The 23,755-nt window shown below is 56.7% G+C and carries 22 protein-coding genes; 14 read left to right on the top strand and 8 right to left on the bottom strand.

Annotated elements, in window-relative coordinates; genetic code table 11:
* Positions 1-8: 8 nt before the first annotated feature.
* From aroQ to msrP, 3 genes are all read right to left on the bottom strand, one after another.
* Positions 9-461, bottom strand: a complete 453-nt coding sequence (gene aroQ / locus ACQUTI_RS18920; protein ID WP_004206246.1) for a type II 3-dehydroquinate dehydratase — start codon at positions 459-461, stop codon at positions 9-11.
* 232 nt (positions 462-693) lie between these two features.
* Positions 694-1,293 carry a protein-methionine-sulfoxide reductase heme-binding subunit MsrQ gene (gene msrQ, locus ACQUTI_RS18915; protein ID WP_004206245.1) on the bottom strand — a complete coding sequence of 200 codons (600 nt, stop codon included), beginning with the start codon at positions 1,291-1,293 and terminating at the stop codon, positions 694-696.
* Positions 1,293-2,294, bottom strand: coding sequence for a protein-methionine-sulfoxide reductase catalytic subunit MsrP (msrP, locus tag ACQUTI_RS18910; RefSeq protein WP_017899937.1), 1,002 nt, complete (start codon positions 2,292-2,294; stop codon positions 1,293-1,295). The genes msrQ and msrP overlap by 1 nt, the downstream gene beginning before the upstream one ends.
* Positions 2,295-2,525: 231 nt before the next feature.
* Here msrP and ACQUTI_RS18905 point away from each other — a divergent pair, with 231 nt between their 5' ends.
* The 9 genes from ACQUTI_RS18905 to tldD all read left to right on the top strand — a co-directional run bounded on the left by ACQUTI_RS18905 (position 2,526) and on the right by tldD (position 15,067).
* Complete coding sequence (locus ACQUTI_RS18905; protein ID WP_017899936.1) at positions 2,526-2,717, top strand: hypothetical protein; 192 nt, start codon at positions 2,526-2,528, stop codon at positions 2,715-2,717.
* A gap of 79 nt (positions 2,718-2,796) precedes the next feature.
* Positions 2,797-4,737 carry an RNase E specificity factor CsrD gene (gene csrD / locus ACQUTI_RS18900; RefSeq protein ID WP_004206243.1) on the top strand — a complete coding sequence of 647 codons (1,941 nt, stop codon included), beginning with the start codon at positions 2,797-2,799 and terminating at the stop codon, positions 4,735-4,737.
* A gap of 305 nt (positions 4,738-5,042) precedes the next feature.
* Positions 5,043-6,086, top strand: a complete 1,044-nt coding sequence (gene mreB, locus ACQUTI_RS18895) for a rod shape-determining protein MreB (protein WP_002918653.1) — start codon at positions 5,043-5,045, stop codon at positions 6,084-6,086.
* 70 nt (positions 6,087-6,156) lie between these two features.
* The gene (gene mreC / locus ACQUTI_RS18890; protein ID WP_048295643.1) at positions 6,157-7,149 is read left to right on the top strand and encodes a rod shape-determining protein MreC; all 993 of its coding nucleotides are present in this window, start codon (positions 6,157-6,159) and stop codon (positions 7,147-7,149) included.
* On the top strand, positions 7,149-7,637 hold the full coding sequence (gene mreD / locus ACQUTI_RS18885) for a rod shape-determining protein MreD (RefSeq protein ID WP_002918648.1): 489 nt from the start codon (positions 7,149-7,151) through the stop codon (positions 7,635-7,637). Before mreC ends, mreD begins: the two co-directional genes overlap by 1 nt.
* A 7-nt stretch (positions 7,638-7,644) precedes the next feature.
* Positions 7,645-8,226, top strand: a complete 582-nt coding sequence (locus ACQUTI_RS18880) for a Maf family protein (RefSeq protein ID WP_004206240.1) — start codon at positions 7,645-7,647, stop codon at positions 8,224-8,226.
* 2 nt (positions 8,227-8,228) lie between these two features.
* Positions 8,229-9,698, top strand: a complete 1,470-nt coding sequence (gene rng / locus ACQUTI_RS18875; RefSeq protein ID WP_004206239.1) for a ribonuclease G — start codon at positions 8,229-8,231, stop codon at positions 9,696-9,698.
* Positions 9,699-9,735: 37 nt separating this feature from the next.
* Positions 9,736-13,533, top strand: a complete 3,798-nt coding sequence (gene yhdP, locus ACQUTI_RS18870; RefSeq protein ID WP_094333687.1) for an AsmA2 domain-containing protein YhdP — start codon at positions 9,736-9,738, stop codon at positions 13,531-13,533.
* An 88-nt stretch (positions 13,534-13,621) separates the two neighbouring features.
* Positions 13,622-15,067 carry a metalloprotease TldD gene (gene tldD / locus ACQUTI_RS18865; RefSeq protein WP_004206236.1) on the top strand — a complete coding sequence of 482 codons (1,446 nt, stop codon included), beginning with the start codon at positions 13,622-13,624 and terminating at the stop codon, positions 15,065-15,067.
* Positions 15,068-15,102: 35 nt separating this feature from the next.
* Here the strand turns inward: tldD and aaeR are convergent, their stop codons facing one another.
* A complete protein-coding gene (gene aaeR / locus ACQUTI_RS18860; protein ID WP_004206235.1) occupies positions 15,103-16,032 on the bottom strand; it encodes an HTH-type transcriptional activator AaeR in 930 nt (309 codons plus the stop codon).
* 131 nt (positions 16,033-16,163) lie between these two features.
* Here aaeR and aaeX point away from each other — a divergent pair, with 131 nt between their 5' ends.
* The 4 genes from aaeX (at position 16,164) to ACQUTI_RS18840 (ending at position 19,635) form a co-directional block, all read left to right on the top strand.
* Positions 16,164-16,367, top strand: a complete 204-nt coding sequence (gene aaeX / locus ACQUTI_RS18855) for a p-hydroxybenzoic acid efflux pump operon protein AaeX (protein WP_002918640.1) — start codon at positions 16,164-16,166, stop codon at positions 16,365-16,367.
* A 7-nt stretch (positions 16,368-16,374) separates the two neighbouring features.
* Positions 16,375-17,307, top strand: coding sequence for a p-hydroxybenzoic acid efflux pump subunit AaeA (gene aaeA, locus ACQUTI_RS18850; protein ID WP_004206234.1), 933 nt, complete (start codon positions 16,375-16,377; stop codon positions 17,305-17,307).
* A 5-nt stretch (positions 17,308-17,312) separates the two neighbouring features.
* Complete coding sequence (gene aaeB / locus ACQUTI_RS18845) at positions 17,313-19,280, top strand: p-hydroxybenzoic acid efflux pump subunit AaeB (protein WP_004206233.1); 1,968 nt, start codon at positions 17,313-17,315, stop codon at positions 19,278-19,280.
* 79 nt (positions 19,281-19,359) lie between these two features.
* Positions 19,360-19,635: a barstar family protein gene (locus ACQUTI_RS18840; RefSeq protein WP_002918629.1), complete on the top strand. Its 276-nt coding sequence runs from the start codon at positions 19,360-19,362 to the stop codon at positions 19,633-19,635.
* A 50-nt stretch (positions 19,636-19,685) separates the two neighbouring features.
* Here ACQUTI_RS18840 and yhcN-B read toward each other — a convergent pair whose 3' ends face one another.
* From yhcN-B to argR, 3 genes are all read right to left on the bottom strand, one after another.
* Positions 19,686-19,952 (bottom strand): DUF1471 family stress response protein YhcN-B, encoded by a 267-nt coding sequence (yhcN-B, locus tag ACQUTI_RS18835; protein WP_002918627.1) that lies wholly within the window; start codon positions 19,950-19,952, stop codon positions 19,686-19,688.
* A 97-nt stretch (positions 19,953-20,049) separates the two neighbouring features.
* On the bottom strand, positions 20,050-20,313 hold the full coding sequence (gene yhcN, locus ACQUTI_RS18830; RefSeq protein WP_017899932.1) for a peroxide/acid stress response protein YhcN: 264 nt from the start codon (positions 20,311-20,313) through the stop codon (positions 20,050-20,052).
* Between the two features lie 373 nt (positions 20,314-20,686).
* Positions 20,687-21,157 carry a transcriptional regulator ArgR gene (gene argR / locus ACQUTI_RS18825; protein ID WP_002918625.1) on the bottom strand — a complete coding sequence of 157 codons (471 nt, stop codon included), beginning with the start codon at positions 21,155-21,157 and terminating at the stop codon, positions 20,687-20,689.
* Between the two features lie 414 nt (positions 21,158-21,571).
* On the opposite strand from argR, the gene mdh reads away from it, so the two are divergent.
* Entirely contained in the window at positions 21,572-22,510 is a 939-nt protein-coding gene (gene mdh / locus ACQUTI_RS18820; protein ID WP_004206230.1) for a malate dehydrogenase, read from the top strand.
* Positions 22,511-22,645: 135 nt separating this feature from the next.
* On the opposite strand, the gene degS is transcribed toward mdh, so the two are convergent.
* The gene (gene degS / locus ACQUTI_RS18815; RefSeq protein WP_002918568.1) at positions 22,646-23,704 is read right to left on the bottom strand and encodes an outer membrane-stress sensor serine endopeptidase DegS; all 1,059 of its coding nucleotides are present in this window, start codon (positions 23,702-23,704) and stop codon (positions 22,646-22,648) included.
* Between the last annotated feature and the right edge of the window lie 51 nt (positions 23,705-23,755).

The following is a 23,755-nucleotide window of genomic DNA, read 5'->3' as shown; positions in this document are numbered from 1 at the left end:
CTCTTTGTTTAGTGTGATTGTGACAGGCGTTTTACCGCCGTCTGTAAAGCGTATGAATAGCCGTCCGCCCCCAGTCCGCAGATAACGCCAGCGGCGATATCTGACAGATACGAATGCTGGCGGAAGGGTTCGCGTGCATGCACATTGCTCAGGTGAATCTCGATAAACGGGATGTTCACGGCAAGCAACGCGTCACGGATTGCTACGCTGGTATGCGTGAACGCGGCCGGATTAATCAGGATATAGTCCACGTTGTCTTTAGCCTGATGAATTCGGTCGATTAACGCATGCTCCGCGTTGGACTGCAGGTGATCCAGGCTCACATTCAGCGCCGCTGCTTCAGATGTTAAATGGTTAACAATCTCAGCCAGCGTGAGAGATCCATACTTCTCTGGCTCGCGGGTACCGAGCATGTTAATGTTTGGACCATTCAAAAGCAAAATGTGAAACTTGTCTGCCATCGTGTGGCCATCTCCTGCCATTTTCGGGTAAAAAACAACATATACCTTCAATGCGCCCTTGTCACCTTTTCAGGGTCAGAAAACCCTGTCAGGAAAGCCAAAGTCGCACATTATAACGATTTCGTAGCAATTGGCAGCTAAATACTGGTCTTATCAGGGAAGATTATCAACCGCTATCTTAAAAAGAGTCGCGGTTGATAAAGGATCTGCGGGAAACTGCACATTACCGGATTCAGCGCCACCACTGGCGAAACTTCTTGTAACGCCATGCCAGGAGCGCGACTGCCAGCAGGGCATAAATGATGGGCTGCGGTGAGAGGATCTTCACTGACCACAGGTAGTGAATCGGCGCGAGGATCGCCACCAGATAGACGAAGTTGTGTAAAAGTTGCCAACGGCGGCCCAGTTTTCGCTGCATCGCCTGCGTCGACGTCGCCGCCAGCGCCAGCAGGATCGCCCAACTGACCATGCCTAACGTCAGATAGGGGCGGTTGATAATCTCCGAGCCCAGCAGCGCCAGATTGTTAATGCCCAGCTCCAGCAGGGTATAGCTGGTCAGGTGCAGGGTCGCCCAGGCGAAACACCATAAACCTAACAGGCGGCGAACGCGAATCAATAATGGCTGTTTCGCGTAGCGCGCCAGCGGGGAGACCAGCAGCGTCGCCAGCAGAAACTTCAGCGCCATCCTGCCGGTAAAATGCTGGATATCCTTGGCCGGATCGGCGCTAAAGTAGCCCTGGTGCCCGGCCCAGAATAACCAGACCAGCGGCAAAAACCCCGCCAGATGAAGTAAAACCTTCAACCAGGCGATCTGTTTGACGGTGAAACGCACTAGAAGTTCTCCCGCAGATTCATGCCGCGATACAGCGACGCCACCTCGTCGGCATAGCCGTTAAACAGCAGCGTCGGTTGACGTTTCACATCGAGCACGCCGCCGGCACCGATAAACCGCTCGCTAGCCTGTGACCAGCGGGGGTGATCGACGTGCGGATTGACGTTGGCGAAGAAGCCGTATTCGTCCGGCGCCGCGAGGTTCCAGGTGGTCGGTGGCCGCTCGCGGGTCAGTTCAATGCTGACGATGGATTTAATGCCTTTGAAACCGTACTTCCACGGCACGGTAAGGCGGACCGGCGCGCCGTTTTGCGGCGGCAGCGCTTTGCCATACACCCCGACGGTGAGCAGCGTCAGCGGGTGCAGCGCTTCATCCAGCCGCAACCCCTCCACGTAAGGGTAAGCGAGCCCGCCGCCGATAAACCGATCTTTCTGCCCGGGCATTTGATCCGGGGCATAGAGGGTTTTGAAGGCCACATAGCGCGCGTTGCTGGTGGGCTCCACCAGCGCCAACAGCTTATGCAGCGGGAAGCCGACCCAGGGGACCACCATCGACCAGGCTTCCACGCAGCGCATACGGTAAATACGCTCTTCCAGCGGGAAGCGTTTGGTCAGATCGTCATGGTCAAGGGTCAGCGGCTTCGCCACCTCACCGCCGATGGTCAACGTCCAGGGATCGGTGCGCAGACTACCCGCGTTCGCCGCCGGATCGGCTTTATCGAGGCCGAATTCATAAAAGTTATTGTAGCCGGAGACTTTATCTTCCGGAGTAAGCGTCAGGTTAGCCTGCCATTCAGCGGGTTTAGCAAAGTCCAGGGCCTTGCCCGCCGGGGCTGGCGGACGGTCGTGGCCTTTAAACCAGTCCAGCAGGTCGGCCTGTGCGGCGGCGGGAAGCGAAAGGGCGGTCGCGCTGATGCCCAGCATTTTCAGCACCTGGCGCCGCTGGAGCATAAAAACGGATTCGGCCGTGACGTCGGCTTCCGTCAGTTTTTTTCTTTTCATGGTGTCCTCCGTCATGCGTTTCCCTAAGCATGACGGAGGCGGCGATGAATCGCGAATATGTCACGAAAAATTGCACATTAGGCGCATTCGCCACCGCCGAAGCTGGGGCGCGGTCGTCCAGGAATCATCGGAAAGTGGCGCAAGACGTTTCCTTTAACGCGCCTGACCCGGCATCTTTAGCAGGGGAAAAAAGCGGGCGGGAGGCTGGCAGGATGGAAAATTAGCAATAATGTGCGCCGCTGGCGCGGGTTTGCCATCCAGCGTCTAAAATTAAAGCGCTTCTGGCGCAGGCCGCAGGCGGGCGGCGTTTGGCAAATTTTTTCTGCCGACTATACTCGCTATCGGCATACTTTCGCCGATAATACGCATTCCATTGCCAGACTCGCCATCTTTGATAGTATGCGTCGCGCTTTAAAAGGTTAATGCTAGCGTCAAGGCGCGCGCCGGCACGGGAGCCTGATGGTTCATCGGGCAGTCATTCACTCGCGGAGTTAACACAGGGATGCGATTAACGACGAAGTTCTCAGCCTTTATCACGCTGCTAACTAGCCTGACCATCTTTGTCACGCTGATTGGCGCTTCGCTGAGTTTTTACAACGGCATTGAGAATAAGGTCGAAAACCGGGTTCAGGCGGTGGCGACCATGCTGGATAACCGGCTCATCACCACCTCTTTTGATAAGCTTGAGCCGCAGCTGGATGAGCTGATGACGCCGATAGAGATCGTGCATATCGATTTCATGCTTAACGGTAAACCGCTCTACAGCCACTCCCGAACCGACAGCTACCGCCCGCTGGGCAGTCATGAGCAATTCCGTGAGATCACGGTCCCGTCGTTGAAACATCCCGGTATCACCCTGCATCTGGTCTACGTTGACCCGATGGTGAACTATTTCCGTTCGCTGTCAATCACCGCCCCGCTGTCGATCTCCATCGGCTTCATGGTGGTGATTATTTTCTTCGCCGTCCGCTGGATACGCCGCCAGCTGGCAGGTCAGGAACTGCTTGAGCTTCGTTCCACGCGCATCCTGAGCGGCGAGCGCGGGCCGCAGGTGCGCGGGTCAGTCTATGAATGGCCTGCCAGCACCAGTAGCGCGCTGGATATGCTGCTGTCGGAGCTGCAATTCGCCAGCGATCAGCGCAGCCGGATGGATACGCTGATTCGCTCCTATGCGGCACAGGATTCCAAAACCGGGCTGAACAATCGCCTGTTTTTTGACAATCAGTTGGCCACGCTGCTCGAAGATCAGGAGAAGGTGGGGGCGTACGGCATCGTGATGATGATCCGTCTGCCGGAGTTTGATCTGCTGCGGGACAACTGGGGACGAGCGGCGGCCGAAGAACATTACTTCACGCTAATCAACCTGCTCTCTACCTTTATTATGCGTTACCCTGGCGCGCTGCTGGCCCGCTATCACCGTAGCGACTTCGCCGTGCTGCTGCCGCACCGCACGTTAAAAGAGGCGGATAGCATCGCTGGACTGTTGCTGAAGGCCATGGACGCGCTGCCTCCGACGCGCATTCTCGATCGTGACGATATGATGCATATCGGCATCTGTTCTTTCCGCAGTGGACAATCGGCGGCGCAAGTGATGGAACATGCTGAAGCAGCAACGCGCAACGCGGTGCTGCAGGGCAGCAACAGCTGGTCGGTCTATGACGATACCCTTCCGGAGAAAGGCCGCGGCAACGTTCGCTGGCGGACGCTGATCGAACAGATGCTGAGCCGCGGCGGGCCGCGGTTGTATCAGAAACCTGCCGTCACTCGCGATGGCCGGGTGCATCACCGTGAACTGATGTCGCGGATGTACGACGGTAAGGAAGAGGTGATCGCCGCCGAGTATATGCCGATGGTGCTGCAGTTTGGCCTGGCGGAGGAGTATGACCGCCTGCAGGTGACGCGCCTGCTGCCATTTTTAGGCTTCTGGCCCGAGGAGAATCTGGCGCTCCAGCTGTCGGTGGAGTCGCTGATCCGTCCGCGATTCCAGCGCTGGCTGCGTGATGCTCTGATGCAGTGCGAAAAATCGCAGCGTCAGCGGATTATTTTTGAACTTGCTGAGGCAGATGTTTGTCAATATATCGGCCGTCTACAGCCGGTTATGCGGTTGGTTAACGCGCTTGGCGTTCGGGTGGCGGTGGTTCAGGCAGGGTTAACCCTGGTGGGAACTAGCTGGATCAAGCAGCTGGATGCGGAGCTGATCAAACTGCATCCGGGGCTGGCGCGCAACATCGAAAAGCGCAGCGAGAACCAGCTGCTGGTGCAAAGCCTGGTGGAAGCCTGTAAAGGCATGCCTATGCAAGTTTTTGCGACGGGCGTACGCAGCCGCAGCGAGTGGCTGGTACTGTCCCAATGCGGTGTCACGGGCGGGCAGGGGGAATTTTTTGCCGCCTCACAGCCACTTGACACAAATGTGAAAAAATATTCGCAAAGATACTCGGTTTGATCTGCCGTTTAGCGTGATTTCACGTAGAATAACGCGCGCCATCGTGAAGGGGGTGTGCTTGTCTACCTGCCGGATCATCGCAATGTAAATGCCAGTGACCCTCCTTTGACAGGTTACAAATTCAGGCGTGGAGCGCTGCTGAAGATTTCAGCAATGAACGGAGTCGGAAAAATTTGTAACAAAGGAAATGAACTGCACTAATTTTCACCGCAGCAGGTGATTTTTGCGCCTTGTCGCTGCTGCGTGTGGTTGGTAAAGTAAGCGGATTTTGTTTTCCGCCCCAGCTTTCAGGATTATCCCTTAGTATGTTAAAAAAATTTCGTGGCATGTTTTCCAATGACCTGTCCATTGACCTGGGTACCGCGAATACCCTTATTTACGTAAAAGGACAAGGCATCGTATTGAATGAGCCTTCCGTGGTGGCCATTCGTCAGGATCGTGCCGGATCGCCGAAAAGCGTCGCCGCCGTGGGTCATGAAGCGAAGCAGATGCTCGGCCGTACCCCGGGTAATATCGCGGCGATTCGCCCGATGAAGGACGGCGTTATCGCTGACTTCTTCGTGACGGAAAAGATGCTGCAGCACTTTATCAAACAAGTGCACAGCAACAGCTTTATGCGCCCGAGCCCGCGCGTACTGGTCTGCGTGCCGGTTGGCGCCACCCAGGTTGAGCGTCGTGCTATCCGTGAATCCGCGCAGGGCGCAGGCGCTCGCGAAGTGTTCCTGATTGAAGAACCGATGGCGGCCGCGATCGGCGCTGGCCTGCCGGTTTCTGAAGCGACCGGTTCCATGGTGGTGGATATCGGCGGCGGTACCACCGAGGTGGCGGTTATCTCCCTGAACGGCGTGGTTTACTCTTCTTCCGTGCGTATCGGCGGCGACCGTTTCGACGAAGCCGTCATCAATTACGTGCGTCGTAACTACGGCTCCCTGATCGGTGAAGCGACCGCTGAGCGTATCAAACATGAAATCGGTTCGGCTTACCCGGGCGATGAAGTGCGTGAAATTGAAGTGCGCGGCCGTAACCTGGCGGAAGGCGTGCCACGCGGTTTCACCCTGAACTCAAACGAAATTCTTGAAGCGCTGCAGGAGCCGCTGACCGGCATCGTGAGCGCGGTCATGGTTGCCCTTGAGCAGTGCCCGCCGGAACTGGCGTCTGATATCTCCGAGCGCGGGATGGTTCTTACCGGCGGTGGTGCGCTGCTGCGCAACCTGGACCGTCTGTTAATGGAAGAAACCGGTATTCCAGTCGTGGTTGCTGAAGATCCGCTGACCTGCGTAGCGCGTGGCGGCGGCAAGGCGCTGGAAATGATCGACATGCACGGCGGCGACCTGTTTAGCGAAGAGTAGTCAGCCTGAAGGTCCGGGGTGGCTTACCCGCTGCCCCAGGTCTTTACTGACACGAGAATACGCATAGCCTATGAAGCCAATTTTTAGCCGTGGCCCCTCGCTACAGATTCGCCTTATTCTGGCGGTGCTGGTGGCGCTTGGCGTGATTATCGCCGACAGCCGCCTGGGTACGTTCAGTCAAATCAGAACGTACATGGATACAGCCGTCAGCCCTTTCTACTTTGTCTCTAATGGTCCCCGGGAACTGCTTGACAGCGTATCGCAGACGCTGGCTACCCGTGACCAGCTCGAACTGGAAAACCGCGCGCTGCGTCAGGAGCTGTTGTTGAAAAACAGCGATCTGCTGATGCTGGGCCAGTACAAGCAGGAGAACGCACGCCTGCGTGAACTGCTTGGCTCGCCGCTGCGCCAGGACGAGCAAAAAATGGTGACCCAGGTCATCTCAACGGTCAACGACCCCTACAGCGATCAGGTGGTTATCGATAAGGGCAGCGTCAACGGCGTCTACGAAGGCCAGCCGGTTATCAGCGATAAAGGCGTGGTGGGGCAGGTCGTGGCGGTAGCGAAAATGACCAGCCGGGTACTGCTGATCTGTGATGCCACCCATGCGTTGCCGATCCAGGTCCTGCGTAACGACATTCGCGTCATTGCCGCCGGTAACGGCTGCACCGACGACCTCCAGCTTGAGCATCTGCCGGCCAATACCGATATTCGCGTCGGCGATGTGCTGGTGACCTCCGGTCTTGGCGGCCGTTTCCCGGAAGGGTATCCGGTTGGGGTTGTCTCTTCAGTGAAACTTGACACCCAGCGCGCCTACACGGTGATCCAGGCGCGTCCGACGGCCGGTCTGCAGCGTTTGCGCTATCTGCTGCTGCTGTGGGGCGCCGATCGCAATGGCGCTAACCCGATGACTCCGGAAGAGGTTCATCGCGTGGCTAACGAACGCCTGATGCAGATGATGCCGCAGGTGTTGCCTGCGCCGGATGCGATGGGGCCGCAGATGCCGGCGCCCGCCACCGGGCTGACGCCGTCTCAGCCGTCGCAGCCTGTAGGGGGGCAATAGTGGCAAGTTACCGTAGCCAGGGACGCTGGGTTATCTGGCTCTCGTTTCTTATCGCGCTATTGCTGCAAATTATGCCCTGGCCGGCGGACATCAGCGTTTTCCGGCCCAACTGGGTATTATTGATCCTGCTGTACTGGATCCTCGCGCTGCCGCACCGGGTGAACGTGGGGACGGGCTTCGTGATGGGGGCTATTCTTGATCTCATCAGCGGCTCGACGCTGGGCGTTCGCGCGCTGTCCTTAAGCATCGTCGCCTATCTGGTGGCGCTGAAGTATCAGCTGTTCCGTAACCTGGCGCTGTGGCAACAGGCGCTGGTGGTCATGCTGTTATCCCTCGCCGTGGATATCATTGTTTTCTGGGCAGAGTTTTTAGTGATCAACGTCTCTTTCCGTCCGGAAGTATTCTGGAGTAGTGTAGTAAACGGTATCCTCTGGCCATGGCTCTTCCTGCTGATGCGTAAAGTGCGTCAGCAATTTGCAGTGCAATAAGGTTGATATGACAACTCTGTATCTTGCTTCTGGTTCCCCGCGTCGGCAGGAACTGCTGACTCAGCTTGGTCTCGCGTTCGAGCGTCTGGTTCCTGGTATCGAGGAGCAGCGCCAGCCGCAGGAGAGCGCACAGCACTATGTCGTCCGTCTGGCGCGTGAAAAGGCGCAGGCCGGAGTGGCGCTGGCATCGCGGGATTTGCCGGTGTTGGGAGCGGATACGATTGTTATTTTGAACGGCGAAGTGCTGGAAAAACCGCGCGACGCCGAACACGCTGCAGCGATGCTGCGCCTGCTTTCCGGCCAAACCCATCAGGTCATGACCGCGGTGGCGCTGGCGGATAAGCAGCAGACGTTGGATTGTCTGGTGGTCACGGAAGTGACCTTCCGAACGCTCAGCGAGCAGGATATCGCCGATTATGTGGCCAGCGGCGAGCCTTTAGATAAAGCAGGTGCATACGGTATTCAAGGGTTGGGTGGCTGCTTCGTCAGGAAGATTAATGGCAGCTATCACGCCGTAGTCGGCTTACCGCTGGTGGAAACGTATGAGTTGCTCAGTAACTTTAACTCACTGCGTAAAGAAAAGGGATAAAGATGACGGCTGAATTATTAGTGAACGTAACGCCATCCGAAACGCGCGTTGCGTATATTGATGGCGGTATTCTGCAGGAAATCCATATTGAGCGTGAAGCGCGACGCGGAATAGTAGGCAATATCTACAAAGGTCGTGTTAGCCGAGTGCTGCCGGGAATGCAGGCGGCTTTTGTAGATATTGGTCTGGATAAGGCGGCGTTCCTCCACGCCTCCGATATCATGCCGCATACCGAATGCGTTGCCGGTGAGGAGCAAAAGCAGTTTACCGTGCGCGATATTTCGGAACTGGTGCGTCAGGGCCAGGACCTGATGGTTCAGGTGGTTAAAGATCCGCTCGGTACCAAAGGCGCACGTCTGACCACCGATATCACCCTGCCTTCCCGCTATCTGGTCTTTATGCCGGGCGCCTCCCACGTGGGGGTCTCTCAGCGCATTGAAAGCGAAGCCGAGCGCGAGCGGCTGAAAAAGGTCGTGGCAGAGTACTGCGACGAGCAGGGCGGGTTTATCATTCGCACCGCCGCGGAAGGGGTCCATGAGCAAGAGATGGCCGCCGATGCCGCCTATCTTAAGCGCGTATGGACCAAAGTGATGGAGCGCAAAAAGCGCAACCAGACCCGCTATCAGCTGTACGGCGAGCTGGCCCTGGCTCAGCGCGTACTGCGTGATTTTGCCGACGCGCATCTCGACCGTATTCGCGTCGACTCGCGGCTGACCTACGAGGCGCTGCTCGAATTTACCGCCGAATATATCCCGGAAATGACCAGCAAGCTGGAACACTACAGCGGCCGTCAGCCGATATTCGATCTCTTTGACGTTGAGAACGAAATTCAGCGCGCGCTGGAGCGTAAAGTCGAGCTCAAGTCCGGGGGGTATCTGATCATCGACCAGACCGAGGCGATGACCACCATCGATATCAACACCGGGGCGTTTGTTGGACACCGCAATCTTGACGATACTATCTTCAATACCAATATCGAAGCCACCCAGGCGATAGCCCGCCAGCTGCGTTTGCGTAACCTCGGCGGCATTATCATCATTGATTTCATCGACATGAACAATGAAGACCATCGCCGGCGGGTGTTGCACTCCCTGGAGCAGGCCCTCAGCAAAGACCGGGTGAAGACCAGCATCAACGGTTTCTCCCAGCTGGGTCTGGTGGAGATGACGCGGAAACGCACCCGCGAAAGCGTGGAGCATGTGCTGTGCAACGAATGCCCGACCTGCCACGGACGCGGAACGGTAAAGTCCGTGGAAACGGTATGCTATGAGATTATGCGTGAGATCGTTCGCGTGCATCATGCTTATGATTCCGATCGCTTCCTGGTCTATGCTTCCCCTGCGGTGGCGGAAACCCTGAAAGGGGAAGAGTCGCATGCGCTGGCTGAAGTGGAGATCTTTGTCGGCAAGCAGGTGAAGGTACAAATTGAGCCGCTCTATAATCAAGAGCAGTTCGATGTGGTTATGATGTAAGACACCGCGTCATTGTGCGGCTGACAAGGAGAGAGGCGTGAGGCGACTGCCCGGGATTTTATTGCTCACCGTGGCAACATTGATTGTTATCGTCGCGCTGCTGGTGAGTGGCTTGCGTCTCGTGTTGCCGCAGCTCGACGCCTGGCGTCCGCAGCTGCTGGAGAAAATCTCCGCCCTCACCGGCACGCCGGTGGATGCCTCGCAGATCGCCGCCAGCTGGCAAACTTTTGGCCCAACATTAGATGTCCGCGATATTCATGTTGGGCTGAAGGATGGCGGGACAATGGCGGTCAAGCGCGTGACCCTGGCGCTGGACGTCTGGCAAAGTCTGCTGCATATGCGCTGGCAGTTTCGCGATCTCACCTTCTGGCAGCTGCAGGTCCATACCAATACCCCGATTCAGACCAATGACGGCGGCGAAAGTCTGAAAACCGACCGCATCAGCGATCTCTTTTTACGTCAGTTCGACCACTTTACTCTGCGCGACAGCCATCTGAGCTTCCTGACCATTTCTGGTCAGCGGGCGGAGCTGGCGGTCCCGCAGCTGACCTGGCTTAACGGCAGGAACCGTCACCGCGCCGAGGGGCAGCTCAGCCTTTCCAGTCTCACCGGCCAGCATGGCGTCATGCAGGTGCGGATGGATCTCCGCGATGAGGATGGCCTGCTGAATAAAGGCCGGGTCTGGCTGCAGGCTGACGATATTGACGTCAAACCCTGGCTAGGCCGCTGGATGCAGGACAATATCGCGCTGAAAAGCGCCCGCTTCAGCCTCGAAGGCTGGATGACTATTGAAAAAGGCGATGTAGCCAGCGGCGACGTATGGCTGAAAAAAGGGGGCGCCAGCTGGCAAGGGGATAGCGAGGTTCATCATCTGTCAGTGGATAACCTGACGGCGCATCTCTCTCACGACAAGCAGAGCTGGGGCTTCTATATTCCCGATACGCGGATCGCGATCGACGATAAACCGTGGCCAAGCGGCGCGCTGGCGATGGCGTGGATCCCGGGGCAGGATGTCGGTGGCGACGGTCATCAGCGTAGCGATGAATTACGTATTCGCGCCAGCAATTTAGCGCTCAGTGGCCTGAGCGGATTGCAGCCGTTTGCCGATAAGCTGGCGCCTTCTTTGGGCGAACTCTGGCGCACCACGCAGCCCAGCGGCAAAATCAATCTGCTGGCTCTCGATATTCCCCTGCAGGCGACGGAGAAAACGCGCTTTCAGGCGCAGTGGAGCGATCTGGCGTGGAAGCAGTGGAAACTCCTGCCGGGAGCGGAACACTTTTCCGGCAGCCTGAATGGCAGCGTGGAGCACGGGGAACTGCGCGCCCGCATGACGAAGGCGCAGATGCCGTATGCCGGAGTTTTCCGGGCCCCGCTGGAGATCGCCGCTGGCGAAGCCACCCTCAGCTGGGTGAAAAATGACAAAGGCTTTATGCTTGATGGCCGCGATATTGACGTGCAGGCGACGGGGGTACGCGCCCGCGGCGGCTTCCGCTATCTGCAACCGCAGGGGGACGATCCGTGGCTGGGCATTCTGGCGGGGATCAGCACCAACGATGGCGGCCAGGCGTGGCGTTACTTCCCGGAAAACCTGATGGGCAAAGCGCTGGTGGACTATCTTAGCGGCGCGATTAAAGCCGGGCAGGCCCGCGATGCGACGCTGGTGTATGGCGGTAACCCACATCTGTTCCCGTATCCGCACAATGAAGGCCAGTTCCAGGTTTACGTCCCGCTGAAGAATGCCACTTTCGCTTTTCAACCGGACTGGCCGGCGCTGACCGGGCTGAATATCGACCTCAATTTTATCAACAGCGGCCTGTGGATGCGGGCGGATAAAGCGATGCTCGGCAATGTGACCGCCAGCAATCTCGATGCCGTGATCCCGGATTATGCGCAGGAAAAACTGCTGATTGATGCTGACATCAAAGGCCCGGGCAAAGAGGTGGGCCCTTATTTCAACACCACGCCATTGAAAGCGTCGCTCGGGGCAGCGCTGGATTCCCTGCAGCTGGATGGGGATGTGAGCGCTCGCTTACATCTGAATATCCCCCTCGATGGCGAGATGACCACCGCGAAAGGCGATGTACGGCTGCAGAATAATAGCTTGTTTATCAAACCATTAGATACTACGTTGCAGAACCTAAGCGGTAATTTCAGCTTTGTGAATGGCGATCTCAATAGTCAAACGTTGAGCGCGACCTGGTTTAATCAGCCGCTGAACCTCAATTTTTCCACCCGCGAAGGCGAAAAAGCGTTTCTGGTGGATGTCGGGATGAACGCCAGCTGGCAGCCGTCGCGCACCGGACTGCTGCCGAAAGCGGTTAATGAGACGCTGAGCGGTAGCGTTCCGTGGGAGGGCAAGGTCGCTATCGAGCTGCCGTACCACGGCAATGCCAGCTATAAGGTTGATATCAATGGCGATCTGAAGAATGTGAGCAGTCACTTACCTTCACCGGTCAACAAGTCCGCTGGCGAACCCCTGCCGGTCAAAATTAACGTCGCCGGCGGTCTGAGCAGCTTCGACCTGACCGGATCCGTTGGCGCGAAGAATCATATTAACAGCCGCTGGTTGCTGAACCGTAAGCTGACGCTGGACAGAGCGATCCTCACGACGGATAGCAAAGGCCTCTCTCCGCTGCCCGACCAGCCCGGCGTTGAACTCAATCTGCCGCCGATGGATGGCGCGCAGTGGCTGGCGCTGTTCCAGAAGGGCGCGGCGAATGAAGTCAGCAGCAGCGTCCTCTTTCCACCGCGCATTGTGCTGCGTACGCCGTCGCTGGCGCTGGCCGGCCAGCAATGGAACAACGTCAGCCTGATGTCGCAGCCGGTCGCCGGCGGCTCGCAGGTTGAGGCGCAGGGGCGTGAGATCAACGCCACCCTGACGATGCGCGACAATGCCCCGTGGCTGGCAAATGTGCGTTATCTCTATTTCAACCCGGCCAGCGCCAGCGGCAAGGGCGGAACGGAGAACGTGACTTCTCAGGCGGAGACGCGGCTGGATTTCCACGGCTGGCCCGATCTGCAACTGCGCTGCGCGGAATGCTGGCTGTGGGGGCAAAAATATGGCCGCATCGACGGCGATGTGACGATCAAGGGCGATACCTTAACGCTCTCCAACGGCCTGGTGGATACCGGGTTTGGCCGGCTGACGACCGACGGCGTGTGGGTTAACGCCCCTTCCGGGGTGCGCACCTCGCTGAAAGGCAGACTGCATGGCAATAAAACGGATGAATTTGCGGATTTCTTTGGCGTTTCCACACCGGTGAAGGATTCGCCGTTTGATATCGACTACGATCTCCACTGGCGCGCGCCGCCCTGGTCACCCGATGTCGCCTCGCTCAATGGGATCATTAAAAGCCACCTCGGCAAGGGGCAGTTTACCGACCTGAGTACCGGGCATGCAGGCCAGCTGCTGCGTTTGCTGAGCGTCGATGCCCTACTGCGCAAACTGCGCTTCGACTTCAGCGATACCTTCAGCGAAGGTTTTTACTTTGACTCGATTAACAGTACGGCATGGATTAAGGATGGCGTACTGCATACCGATGATACGCTGGTGGATGGTCTGGAGGCGGACATTGCCATGAAAGGGTCGGTCGATCTGGTGCGTCGCCAGCTGGATCTGCAGGCGGTGGTCGCGCCGGAGATCTCCGCGACCGTCGGCGTGGCGGCGGCTTTTGCTGTCAACCCGATTGTCGGCGCGGCGGTGTTTGCCGCCAGCAAGGTGCTGGGGCCGCTGTGGAACAAAGTCTCGATACTGCGCTATCGCATCACCGGCCCGATTGACCAGCCGCAGATCAATGAAGTGCTGCGCCAGGCGCGCAGCAACAAAAAGCAATGATTTGACGATTGCCGGGAATTGCCGCAATCTCAATAGATAGCCTTCTGTATTTCCGCCTGTCAGGCGGCAACAAACGAGTAGCATAACGATGAGTCTGAACCTGGTAAGTGAACAATTACTGTCGGCAAATGGCCTGAATCATCAGGACCTGTTTGCCATTCTTGGTCAACTGACCGAGCGCCGCCTCGATTACGGCGATCTTTATTTTCAGTCGAGCTATCACGAATCCTGGGTTCTGGAAGACAGCATCATTAAAGATGGGTCGTACAATATCGACCAGGGCGTAGGCGTGCGCGCCGTCAGCGGCGAAAAAACGGGCTTTGCCTACGCTGACCAGATCAGCAAGCTGGCGCTGGAGCAGAGCGCCCAGGCGGCGCGGACCATTGTGCGCGAGACCGGCAATGGCAAAGTACAGACCCTCGGCGCCGTAGAGCACAGCGCCCTCTATACCAGCATCGACCCGCTGCAGAGTATGAGCCGGGAAGAGAAGCTGGATATTCTCCGCCGGGTCGACAAAGTCGCTCGCGCGGCGGATCAGCGTGTGCAGGAGGTTTCGGCCAGCCTGAGCGGCGTCTATGAACTGATTCTGGTGGCCGCCACCGACGGCACTCTGGCCGCGGACGTTCGTCCGCTGGTGCGCCTCTCGGTCAGCGTACTGGTGGAAGAGGACGGCAAACGCGAGCGCGGCAGCAGCGGCGGTGGCGGGCGTTTTGGCTATGACTATTTCCTCGCCTCTCAGGAGGGCGAAGTGCGGGCCGATGCCTGGGCGAAAGAAGCGGTGCGCATGGCGCTGGTTAACCTCTCGGCGGTCGCCGCCCCGGCGGGAATGCTGCCGGTGGTGCTCGGCGCCGGCTGGCCTGGCGTCCTGCTGCACGAAGCGGTCGGTCATGGCCTGGAAGGCGATTTCAACCGTCGCGGCACCTCGGTCTTCAGCGGCCATATGGGGGAATTAGTCGCGTCTGAACTGTGCACCGTCGTGGACGACGGCACCATCGTCGACCGTCGTGGCTCGGTGGCTATCGATGATGAAGGCACGCCGGGTCAATACAATGTGCTGATCGAAAACGGCATCCTGAAAGGCTACATGCAGGATAAACTCAATGCGCGTCTGATGGGCGTCGCGCCGACCGGCAACGGCCGCCGTGAATCCTATGCCCATCTGCCAATGCCGCGTATGACCAACACCTATATGCTGGCGGGCCAGTCCACGCCGCAGGAGATTATCGAGTCGGTGGACTATGGTATCTTCGCGCCTAACTTCGGCGGCGGGCAGGTGGATATTACCTCCGGTAAGTTTGTCTTCTCCACCTCCGAGGCCTATCTGATCGAAAAAGGCAAGGTCACGAAGGCGGTGAAAGGGGCGACCCTGATCGGCTCCGGGATTGAGACCATGCAGCAGATTTCGATGGTGGGTAACGATCTGCGTCTGGATAACGGCGTCGGCGTCTGTGGCAAAGAGGGCCAGAGCGTGCCGGTGGGCGTTGGCCAGCCGACCCTGAAGGTTGATAATCTTACCGTCGGCGGCACCGCCTGATCCTGACCGGGTTCCCGGCTTCTCCGGGAACCGCTTCAGCGGGCGATCCCTCTCCCGTGCATCCCCTGATAGATCTTCGCCACGTCGACAAAATATTCCGTCAGATAGTTGATACAGACCTGCACTTTCAGCGGCAGTTTATCCTTTTCGGTATACAAGGCGTAAACCGGCCGCGGATCGGACTGGTAGCTCGGCAGCAGGATCTCAAGCTCACCACGATTGATCTCTTCGATCGCCCACATCAACGGCACATAGGCGATACCCACCCCGGCGGTCAGCCAGCGCACCAGCGTCATGGGGTCGTTGGTCACAAAGCGCCCCTGCGGGGTCAGGCGGGTTGAGATCCCTTCCGGCGCGATAATGACAAACTCATTGTCCGGCCGCACGCTATATTCCAGCCAGGCATGCCCGGTAAGATCGGCCGGTTTCTCCGGATTGCCAGCCTGCGCCAGATAGCTTTTCGCGGCGCATAATACCATCGGCATTGATCCCAGGCGGCGGGAAAAAAGGCTGGAATCCTGCAGGGCACCCACGCGGATCACCACGTCAAGACCGTCGGCGATCAGGTCCGGCGCAGGTATGCCGGTGACCAGATTGACGGAGAGCCCGGGGTATTCTTTCAGCATTTTCGCCGTTATGCGCGCCAGAACATTCTGTGCCATAGTTGAAGAGCAGCCGATACGCAGCGTCCCGATGGGGGTGTTGTTAAATGCGTATAATTGCTCATGGACATCCTGCGCTTCAAACAGCATCCTACGGCAGCCCTGATAGTAAATTTTACCCGCTTCCGTTAAGCCAAGGCTGCGGGTGCTGCGGTTGAGCAGCTTCACCTGCAGTTCATCTTCCAGTTTGGCGACGGTCTGACTGATTGAGGAAACGCTCATCTGAAGCTGGCGGGCCGCTGCGGTGAAGGAACCTAATTCGACCACTTTGGCGAAAACGGACATGCGCTTTAATCGTTCCATTATTCACTCTGGCTTAAAAGTGATTTAGATCACACATTGTAGATAATGCGGCAATCGTTACGTTAATATATTGTTAGCTACATAATAAACGCATCTGCTCACTACCTGTACGCTTCTTATTCAAGGTCATCATGAGTCTGTTTCCTGTCATCGTGATTTTCGGCTTATCGTTTCCGCCGATCTTCTTCGAGTTGCTGTTGTCGCTGGCCATCTTCTGGCTGGTGCACCGATTGCTGGTTCCGACCGGCATTTACGATTTTGTCTGGCACCCTGCACTGTTTAATACGGCGCTATATTGCTGCCTTTTTTATTTGATATCGCGCTTGTTCGTTTGAGGTTGATGTGAAAACACTAACAAGAAATATCCTCCGTACTGCTATTACCGTGATACTGGTCATTTTGGCCTTCGTAGCGATTTTCCGCGCCTGGGTTTACTACACCGCCTCGCCGTGGACGCGGGATGCGCGCTTTAGCGCCGACATTGTGGCCATTGCCCCCGACGTCTCCGGGCTGATCTCCCAGGTAAACGTCAAGGATAACCAACTGGTTAAGAAAGACCAGGTATTGTTCGTTATTGACCAGCCTCGTTACCAAAAAGCGCTGGCGCAGGCGGAAGCCGATGTTGCCTACTACCAGACGTTAGCCCAGGAAAAACGTGTCGAAGCCGGTCGGCGTAATAAGCTTGGCGTCCAGGCGATGTCGCGGGAAGAGATTGACCAGGCGAACAATGTGCTGCAGACGGTTGAGCATCAGCTGGCGAAAGCGGTGGCCAGCCGCGACCTGGCCAGACTGGACCTGGAGCGCACGGAGATTCGTGCCCCTGCGGATGGTTGGGTAACCAACCTTAACGTCTATACCGGGGAATTTATCACCCGCGGCTCCACGGCGGTGGCGCTGGTGAAAGAGAATACATTTTACGTCATGGCCTATCTGGAAGAGACCAAACTGGAAGGCGTCCGTCCTGGCTATCGGGCGGAAATTACCCCGCTTGGCAGCAGCAAAACCATTAAAGGCACGGTGGACAGTATCGCTGCGGGGGTAACCAACGCCAGCAGCAGCAGCGACTCGAAAGGGATGGCCTCGGTGGATTCCAACCTTGAATGGGTGCGTCTGGCGCAGCGTGTGCCGGTACGTATTCGTCTTGACCACCAGCAGGGGAATCTGTGGCCATCGGGCACCACGGCGACGGTGGTGATCACCGGTAAAGAAGACCGTGATACCAGCCAGGCCAACTTCTTCCAGAAACTGGCTATGCGCCTGCGCGAATTCGGTTAATCGCTATGGGGACATATACTATTGCTCCCCAGCATCTCCGCTTTGCCATTAAGCTTGCATGCGCGGTGGTGCTGGCGCTGTTCGTCGGCTTCCATTTTCAGCTCGAAACGCCACGCTGGGCGGTGCTGACCGCGGCAATCGTCGCCGCTGGCCCGGCCTTTGCCGCCGGGGGAGAGCCGTACTCCGGCGCGATCCGCTATCGCGGCATGTTGCGTATTGCCGGGACCTTTATCGGCTGTATTGCGGCGCTGGTTATCATCATCCTGATGATCCGCGCCCCTCTGCTGATGATGCTGGTATGCTGCCTGTGGGCAGGGTTTTGTACCTGGGTTTCGTCGCTGGTCAAGGTCGAAAACTCCTATGCCTGGGGGCTGGCCGGCTACACCGCGCTGATTATCATTATTACCATCCACACCGATCCGATGCTGGCGCCGCAGTTTGCCGTTGAGCGCTGCAGCGAAATTGTCATCGGGATTGTCAGCGCCATCGTCGCCGATCTGCTGTTCTCCCCACGTTCGATTAAAAAAGAGATCGACCTTGAGCTGGATAACCTGCTGATTGCACAGTATAAGCTGATGCAGTTATGCGTTGCGCACGGCGAAAAAGAGGAAGTGGATCAGGCCTGGGGTGCGCTGGTGCGTCGCACCACCGCGCTGGAAGGCATGCGCAGTAACCTGATTATGGAATCCTCTCGCTGGGCTAAGGCGAATCAACGCCTGAAGGCGATCAATACCCTCTCGCTAACGCTTATCACCCAGGCTTGCGAAACCTACCTGATTCAGAACTCGCGACCGGAAATGGTGACGGACGACTACCGCGAGCTGTTTGCTGAGCCGGTTGAGACAGTGCAGGATGTTCACCAGCAGCTGAAGCGTATGCGTCGCTTCCTGACCTGGAAAGGCGAGCATAATACGCCGGTCACCATCTACAGCTGGGTAGGCGCAGCCACCCGTTACCTGCTGCTTAAGCGTGGCGTGGTGGGCAATACCAAAATCAGCCGCATCGAAGACGGTGTATTGCGCGGCGAAACGGTGGTTAAAGTGGAGTCCGCCGAGCGTCACCACGCGATGGTGAACTTCTGGCGCACCTCCGTCTCCTGTATCCTCGGGACGCTGTTCTGGCTGTGGACGGGCTGGACCTCAGGCAGCGGGGCGATGGTAATGATTGCCGTGGTTACCGCGCTGGCGATGCGTCTACCTAACCCGAGAATGGTGGCGATAGACTTCCTCTACGGTACTCTGGCGGCGTTACCGCTGGGTACCCTGTACTTTCTGGTGATCATGCCGGCGACGCAGCAGAGTATGCTGCTGCTCTGTATCAGCCTGGCGGCGATGGCGTTTTTTATCGGTATCGAAGTGCAGAAAAGGCGCCTCGGATCGCTGGGGGCGCTGGCGAGCACCATCAACATTTTGGTGCTGGATAACCCGATGCAATTCCAGTTCAGTCAGTTCCTCGACAGCGCGCTGGGGCAGATCGTCGGCTGTTTCCTCGCCCTGATGGTGATTCTGATTGTCAGGGATAACTCCCGGGCAAGAACCGGTCGGGTGCTGCTGAACCAGTTTGTCTCAGCGGCGGTCTCTTCGCTGACCACCAATTCGGCGCGTCGCAAAGAGAATCATCTGCCCGCGCTCTATCAGCAGCTGTTTTTGTTGCTCAACAAATTTCCCGGCGATGTCGCCCGTTTCCGTCTGGCGTTGACGTTAATCATTGCCCACCAGCGCCTGCGCGATGCGCCCGTGCCGGTGAACGAGGATTTGTCGGCGTTCCATCGCCAGCTGCGACGTACTGCGGATCATGTCATCTCCGCCGGGAGCGATGATAAGCGTCGGCGCTACTTTACCCGGCTGCTGGCGGAGCTTGATGTTTATCAGGAGAAGCTGCGGGTCTGGGAGGCTTCGCCGCAGGTGACCGAGCCGGTACGGCGACTGGTTGAGATGTTGCACAAGTACCAGCATGTGCTGACCAGCAGTTAACCCATAAACCGACGCCCAGGCGTCGGTTTTTTTATCGCTATACTTAACGGCGACAGGAAGAGAAGCGGGAGGGGCTGTCATGACCACCTATACGTTTGATTTTGACGAAATCGCCGAGCAACAGGATTTCTACCGGGAGTTCTCCCGGACCTTCGAGCTGGCTCAGGATAAGGTCAACAACCTTGATTCGCTATGGGACGCGGTGACCGGTGGGCTGCTGCCGCTGCCGCTGGACATTGAGTTCATCCATTTAAATGACAAGCAGCGTCGGCGCTTTGGGGCATTAATTTTATTATTTGATGAAGCAGAAGAAGAGCTGGAGGGGGAGTTACGTTTTAACGCCCGGCAGGCATAAAAAAGCCCCCGGCAGGCGGGGGCAAGTCGTCGAAATAAGACGACGAGGGTTTATTTGTACAGCTCAGCGGTGGCGTGCCAGCTATCGCCGGTACGTGCTTCAATAATACGGTAGCTGCTGGCGCCTTCTTTCTCAGCTTTAGCGGCCAGTTCCTGACGCATGTCCATTGGCGCACTACCTACCTGGGAAACCGAGATGGTGCCCATGGACTGCAGGTTTTGTGCTTGTTCAGCGTTCACTTGTTGAACGGCCGCACTTGCGCCGAAAGAGAGAAGGGAAGCCAGGCCAAGGGATGCGATGATCATTGCGCGTTTCATAATCTTTACTCCAGTCTTTGTTTCGCCGCGGCGGGCGATGAATGGGGCCGGGCCGCGGTAGAGAATTTTTGTCGGTTAATCGTTGACGATCTAAAACTTATTTATACAGCTCAGCAGTGGCATGCCAGTGGTCGCCAGTGCGGGCTTCGATAATGCGGTAAGAAGAAGCTCCTTCTTCCTGCGCTTTTTTGTTCAGCATTTCATGCATATCCATCGGGGATGATGCTACCGCGCCGACGGATACTGTGCCGATGGCCTCGCGGCCCTGGGCCTGCTCGCTGTTGATAACGTCAGCGGCGAAAGCGCCAAACGACATGACGGACAGGATGCTGAGAGCTGCTACAGTGGTTTTGATTTTCATGATGTTCACCTCGTCGAATCTTTTTGTTGAGGGTCTTTGTTTCGTGACCCTCATCACAAAAACAAGTATACACTAATCACCAAAAATATTAATACCATGCTAATTGTTTTGTGCGTTAATAGTTACAATGGATTGCGCTTTTTATAACCGATAAGAATTAAAAATGACAAGTCGTAGACGGAGATAAGTTTTATTTCTAATAAAATCATAAAGGTATATGATTTTGATCTTTTGTGCGTTTTAGGCGTTTGCCTTACGTAAAAGAACGTATAGACAGGCTAAATCACACAAAATGTTAAATTTTTGTTGAGTTGAAAGGGGGAAGAGAGAAGAGGAGGTAATCCACCCTCTGACGATTGCCAGAGGGGAATGCTCAGAGTTCCTGTTCGAACAGCACCAGGATAGCGTCGTGCAGATCTTTCACTGTGAAACCACGCGCTGGCGTGGTGAAGATGGTGTCATCCCCGGCGATGCTGCCAAGAATACCTTCCGCCTTGCCCAGCGAGTCGAGAAGACGGGCGATCAGCTGCGCTGCACCGGGGCTGGTATGGATCACCACGACGGCATCGTTATAGTCGATATCCAGCACCAGATTTTTCAGCGGGCTGGAGGTGGTCGGCACGCCAAGCTCGGCAGGCAGGCAATAGACCATTTCCATTTTGGCGTTACGGGTACGAACCGCGCCAAATTTGGTGAGCATGCGGGAAACCTTCGATTGGTTGATATTCTCGAAGCCCTCTTCCTGCAGCGCCTGAACGATCTCTCCCTGCGAGCTGAATTTCTCTTCTTTAAGCAGCGCTTTAAACGCTTTAACCAGTTCTTCTTGTTTTGCCGAACTTCGCATAAGTCACCCAGATTATGGTGGTAAAATCAACATCATTATGCATAACCGTGAATTTTTATGCAAATAATCCGCGAAGGGATAGGTCAATAATGTTATGAAGGGGGCATATTTTAGCAAAAAAACCGTATAAGGAACATGTTCTCATCACAACGCTTAAAGCCATGTAAAAGTAAATGAAATGTTATTGAGTTGGTGTTGTTTTGCGCAACTGGCTGGGTGTATTGTAACCAATAGTCGATCCGGTACTTCGCTTTGCTGGATGGTCAGTCAGGAAGCATAACGTGCGCCGCTGTTCTATTGCTACGCACAATCATGCATTCTTCAGCCATAATCATTGTAATTGTTCATCTTGTGAATTAAGGTCCAGGCGACGGAATAACGAAAGACTAAATTAACCATAATAAGGAGTTTAGGATGAAAGTTGCAGTCCTTGGCGCTGCCGGTGGTATCGGCCAGGCGCTTGCCCTACTACTTAAGACCCAACTGCCTTCAGGTTCAGAGCTCTCGTTGTACGACATCGCTCCGGTTACGCCGGGCGTGGCGGTAGATCTAAGTCATATCCCCACAGATGTAAAAATTAAAGGATTTTCCGGTGAAGATGCTACCCCGGCGCTGGAAGGCGCTGATGTGGTGCTGATCTCCGCGGGCGTAGCGCGTAAGCCCGGCATGGATCGTTCAGACCTGTTTAATGTGAATGCGGGTATCGTTAAGAACCTCGTGCAGCAGATTGCCAAAACCTGCCCGCAGGCCTGCATCGGCATTATCACCAACCCGGTGAATACCACCGTGGCTATCGCCGCCGAAGTGCTGAAAAAAGCTGGCGTGTACGATAAAAACAAACTGTTCGGCGTGACTACGCTGGACATCATCCGCTCCAATACCTTTGTGGCGGAGCTGAAAGGTAAATCGGCAACCGAGGTGGAAGTCCCGGTCATTGGCGGTCACTCCGGGGTCACCATTCTGCCTTTACTGTCGCAGATCCCGGGCGTCAGCTTTAGCGATCAGGAAGTGGCCGATCTGACTAAACGCATTCAAAACGCCGGTACCGAGGTCGTGGAAGCGAAAGCGGGCGGCGGGTCGGCGACTTTGTCGATGGGTCAGGCGGCTGCGCGCTTTGGTCTCTCTCTGGTTCGCGCCATGCAGGGAGAAAAAGGTGTAGTGGAGTGTGCCTACGTGGAAGGCGACGGCGAGTATGCGCGTTTCTTCTCCCAGCCGCTGCTGCTGGGGAAAAACGGCGTGGAAGAGCGTCAGTCTATCGGCAAACTCAGCGCCTTTGAGCAACAGGCGCTGGAAGGCATGCTGGACACCCTGAAGAAAGATATCGCGCTCGGCGAAGACTTCGTTAACAAGTAACCTCGCACGTGCAAAAAAGCCGGAACCGTTGTTCCGGCTTTTTATTGCCTTGCATTCATGGTGACCGGGTTTCTGGTCAGATTCCCGGCCGATCCGGCATCTAGCAAATAACGTAGCCCCCAGCCGGAGAGCCGCTTAGTTGGTGGCCGGGTATTCCTGGACGGCGATATGGAGCGTGATTTTCTTATCATCTCGCATGATGACCACCGGAATTTCCGATCCCGGACGGATCTCGGCCACCTGATCCATCGTTTCCAGTGCAGAGACCGCAGGTTTGTCATTCACGGAGATGATCACGTCGTTGGCGCGGATCCCCGCCTGTGCGGCCGGTCCGTCCGGCGCGACATCGTTAACCACGATCCCCTGGATCTGATCGATCCCGCCGCCCTGCGCGTGTAGCGGGGCGATCTCCCGGCCGCTAATGCCGATATAGCCGCGGATCACCCGGCCATCGCGGATCAGCTTATCCATAATTTTGGTCGCTAACTGGAACGGGATCGCAAAGCCAATGCCTTCCGGCGTTTCGCCGTCGTTGCTCTTATCAAAGGAGAGGGTGTTAATGCCCATCAGCTCGCCGAGGGAGTTCACTAGCGCCCCGCCGGAGTTACCGTGGTTGATCGACGCGTCAGTCTGCAGGAAATTCTGGCGCCCGGTGGGGTTGAGGCCAATGCGCCCTGTGGCGCTGATGATCCCCTGGGTGATGGTCTGTCCCAGGTTATAGGGGTTGCCAATCGCCAGCACCACATCGCCAATATGCGGGGTGCGTTTCGGGTTGATCGGGATCACCGGCAGCCCGCCGGTGGCGTTGATCTTCAGCACCGCGAGGTCGGTCAGGGAATCGGAGCCTACCAGCAGCGCTTCGAAGACCCGGCCGTCCTGCAGCGCGACGATAATCTGGTCGGCATCGTTAATCACATGCTTGTTGGTCAGGATATAGCCGCGCTGGTCCATGATCACCCCGGAGCCAAGCGTCAGCTGATTATGGCTGGTGCTGTTCAGGGCGCGGTTATAGACGTTCACTACGGCGGGCGCCGCGCGGCGTACGGCGGCGTTATAGCTCGCAGGGGAGTCGTCTGCCGTATCGTTCTGAGTGGTCGGCGCCAGCTGCCACTGGCGCAGCGAAGGCATCAAGGCCAACAGCAGGCCCCCGACAAGCAAACCGATGAGTACTGAACGTAATAACTTTCCAGGCATGATGCAGATATCGTTAATGAATGGTCAGGCGCAGCATAGCATGAGTTGTCC

The sequence above is a fragment of the Klebsiella sp. 7-CIP_Kleb. genome (assembly GCF_050378655.1).
In the GTDB taxonomy this organism is placed as follows: Bacteria; Pseudomonadota; Gammaproteobacteria; order Enterobacterales; family Enterobacteriaceae; genus Klebsiella; species Klebsiella quasipneumoniae.
This window is presented reverse-complemented; position numbering and strand designations above follow the sequence as displayed.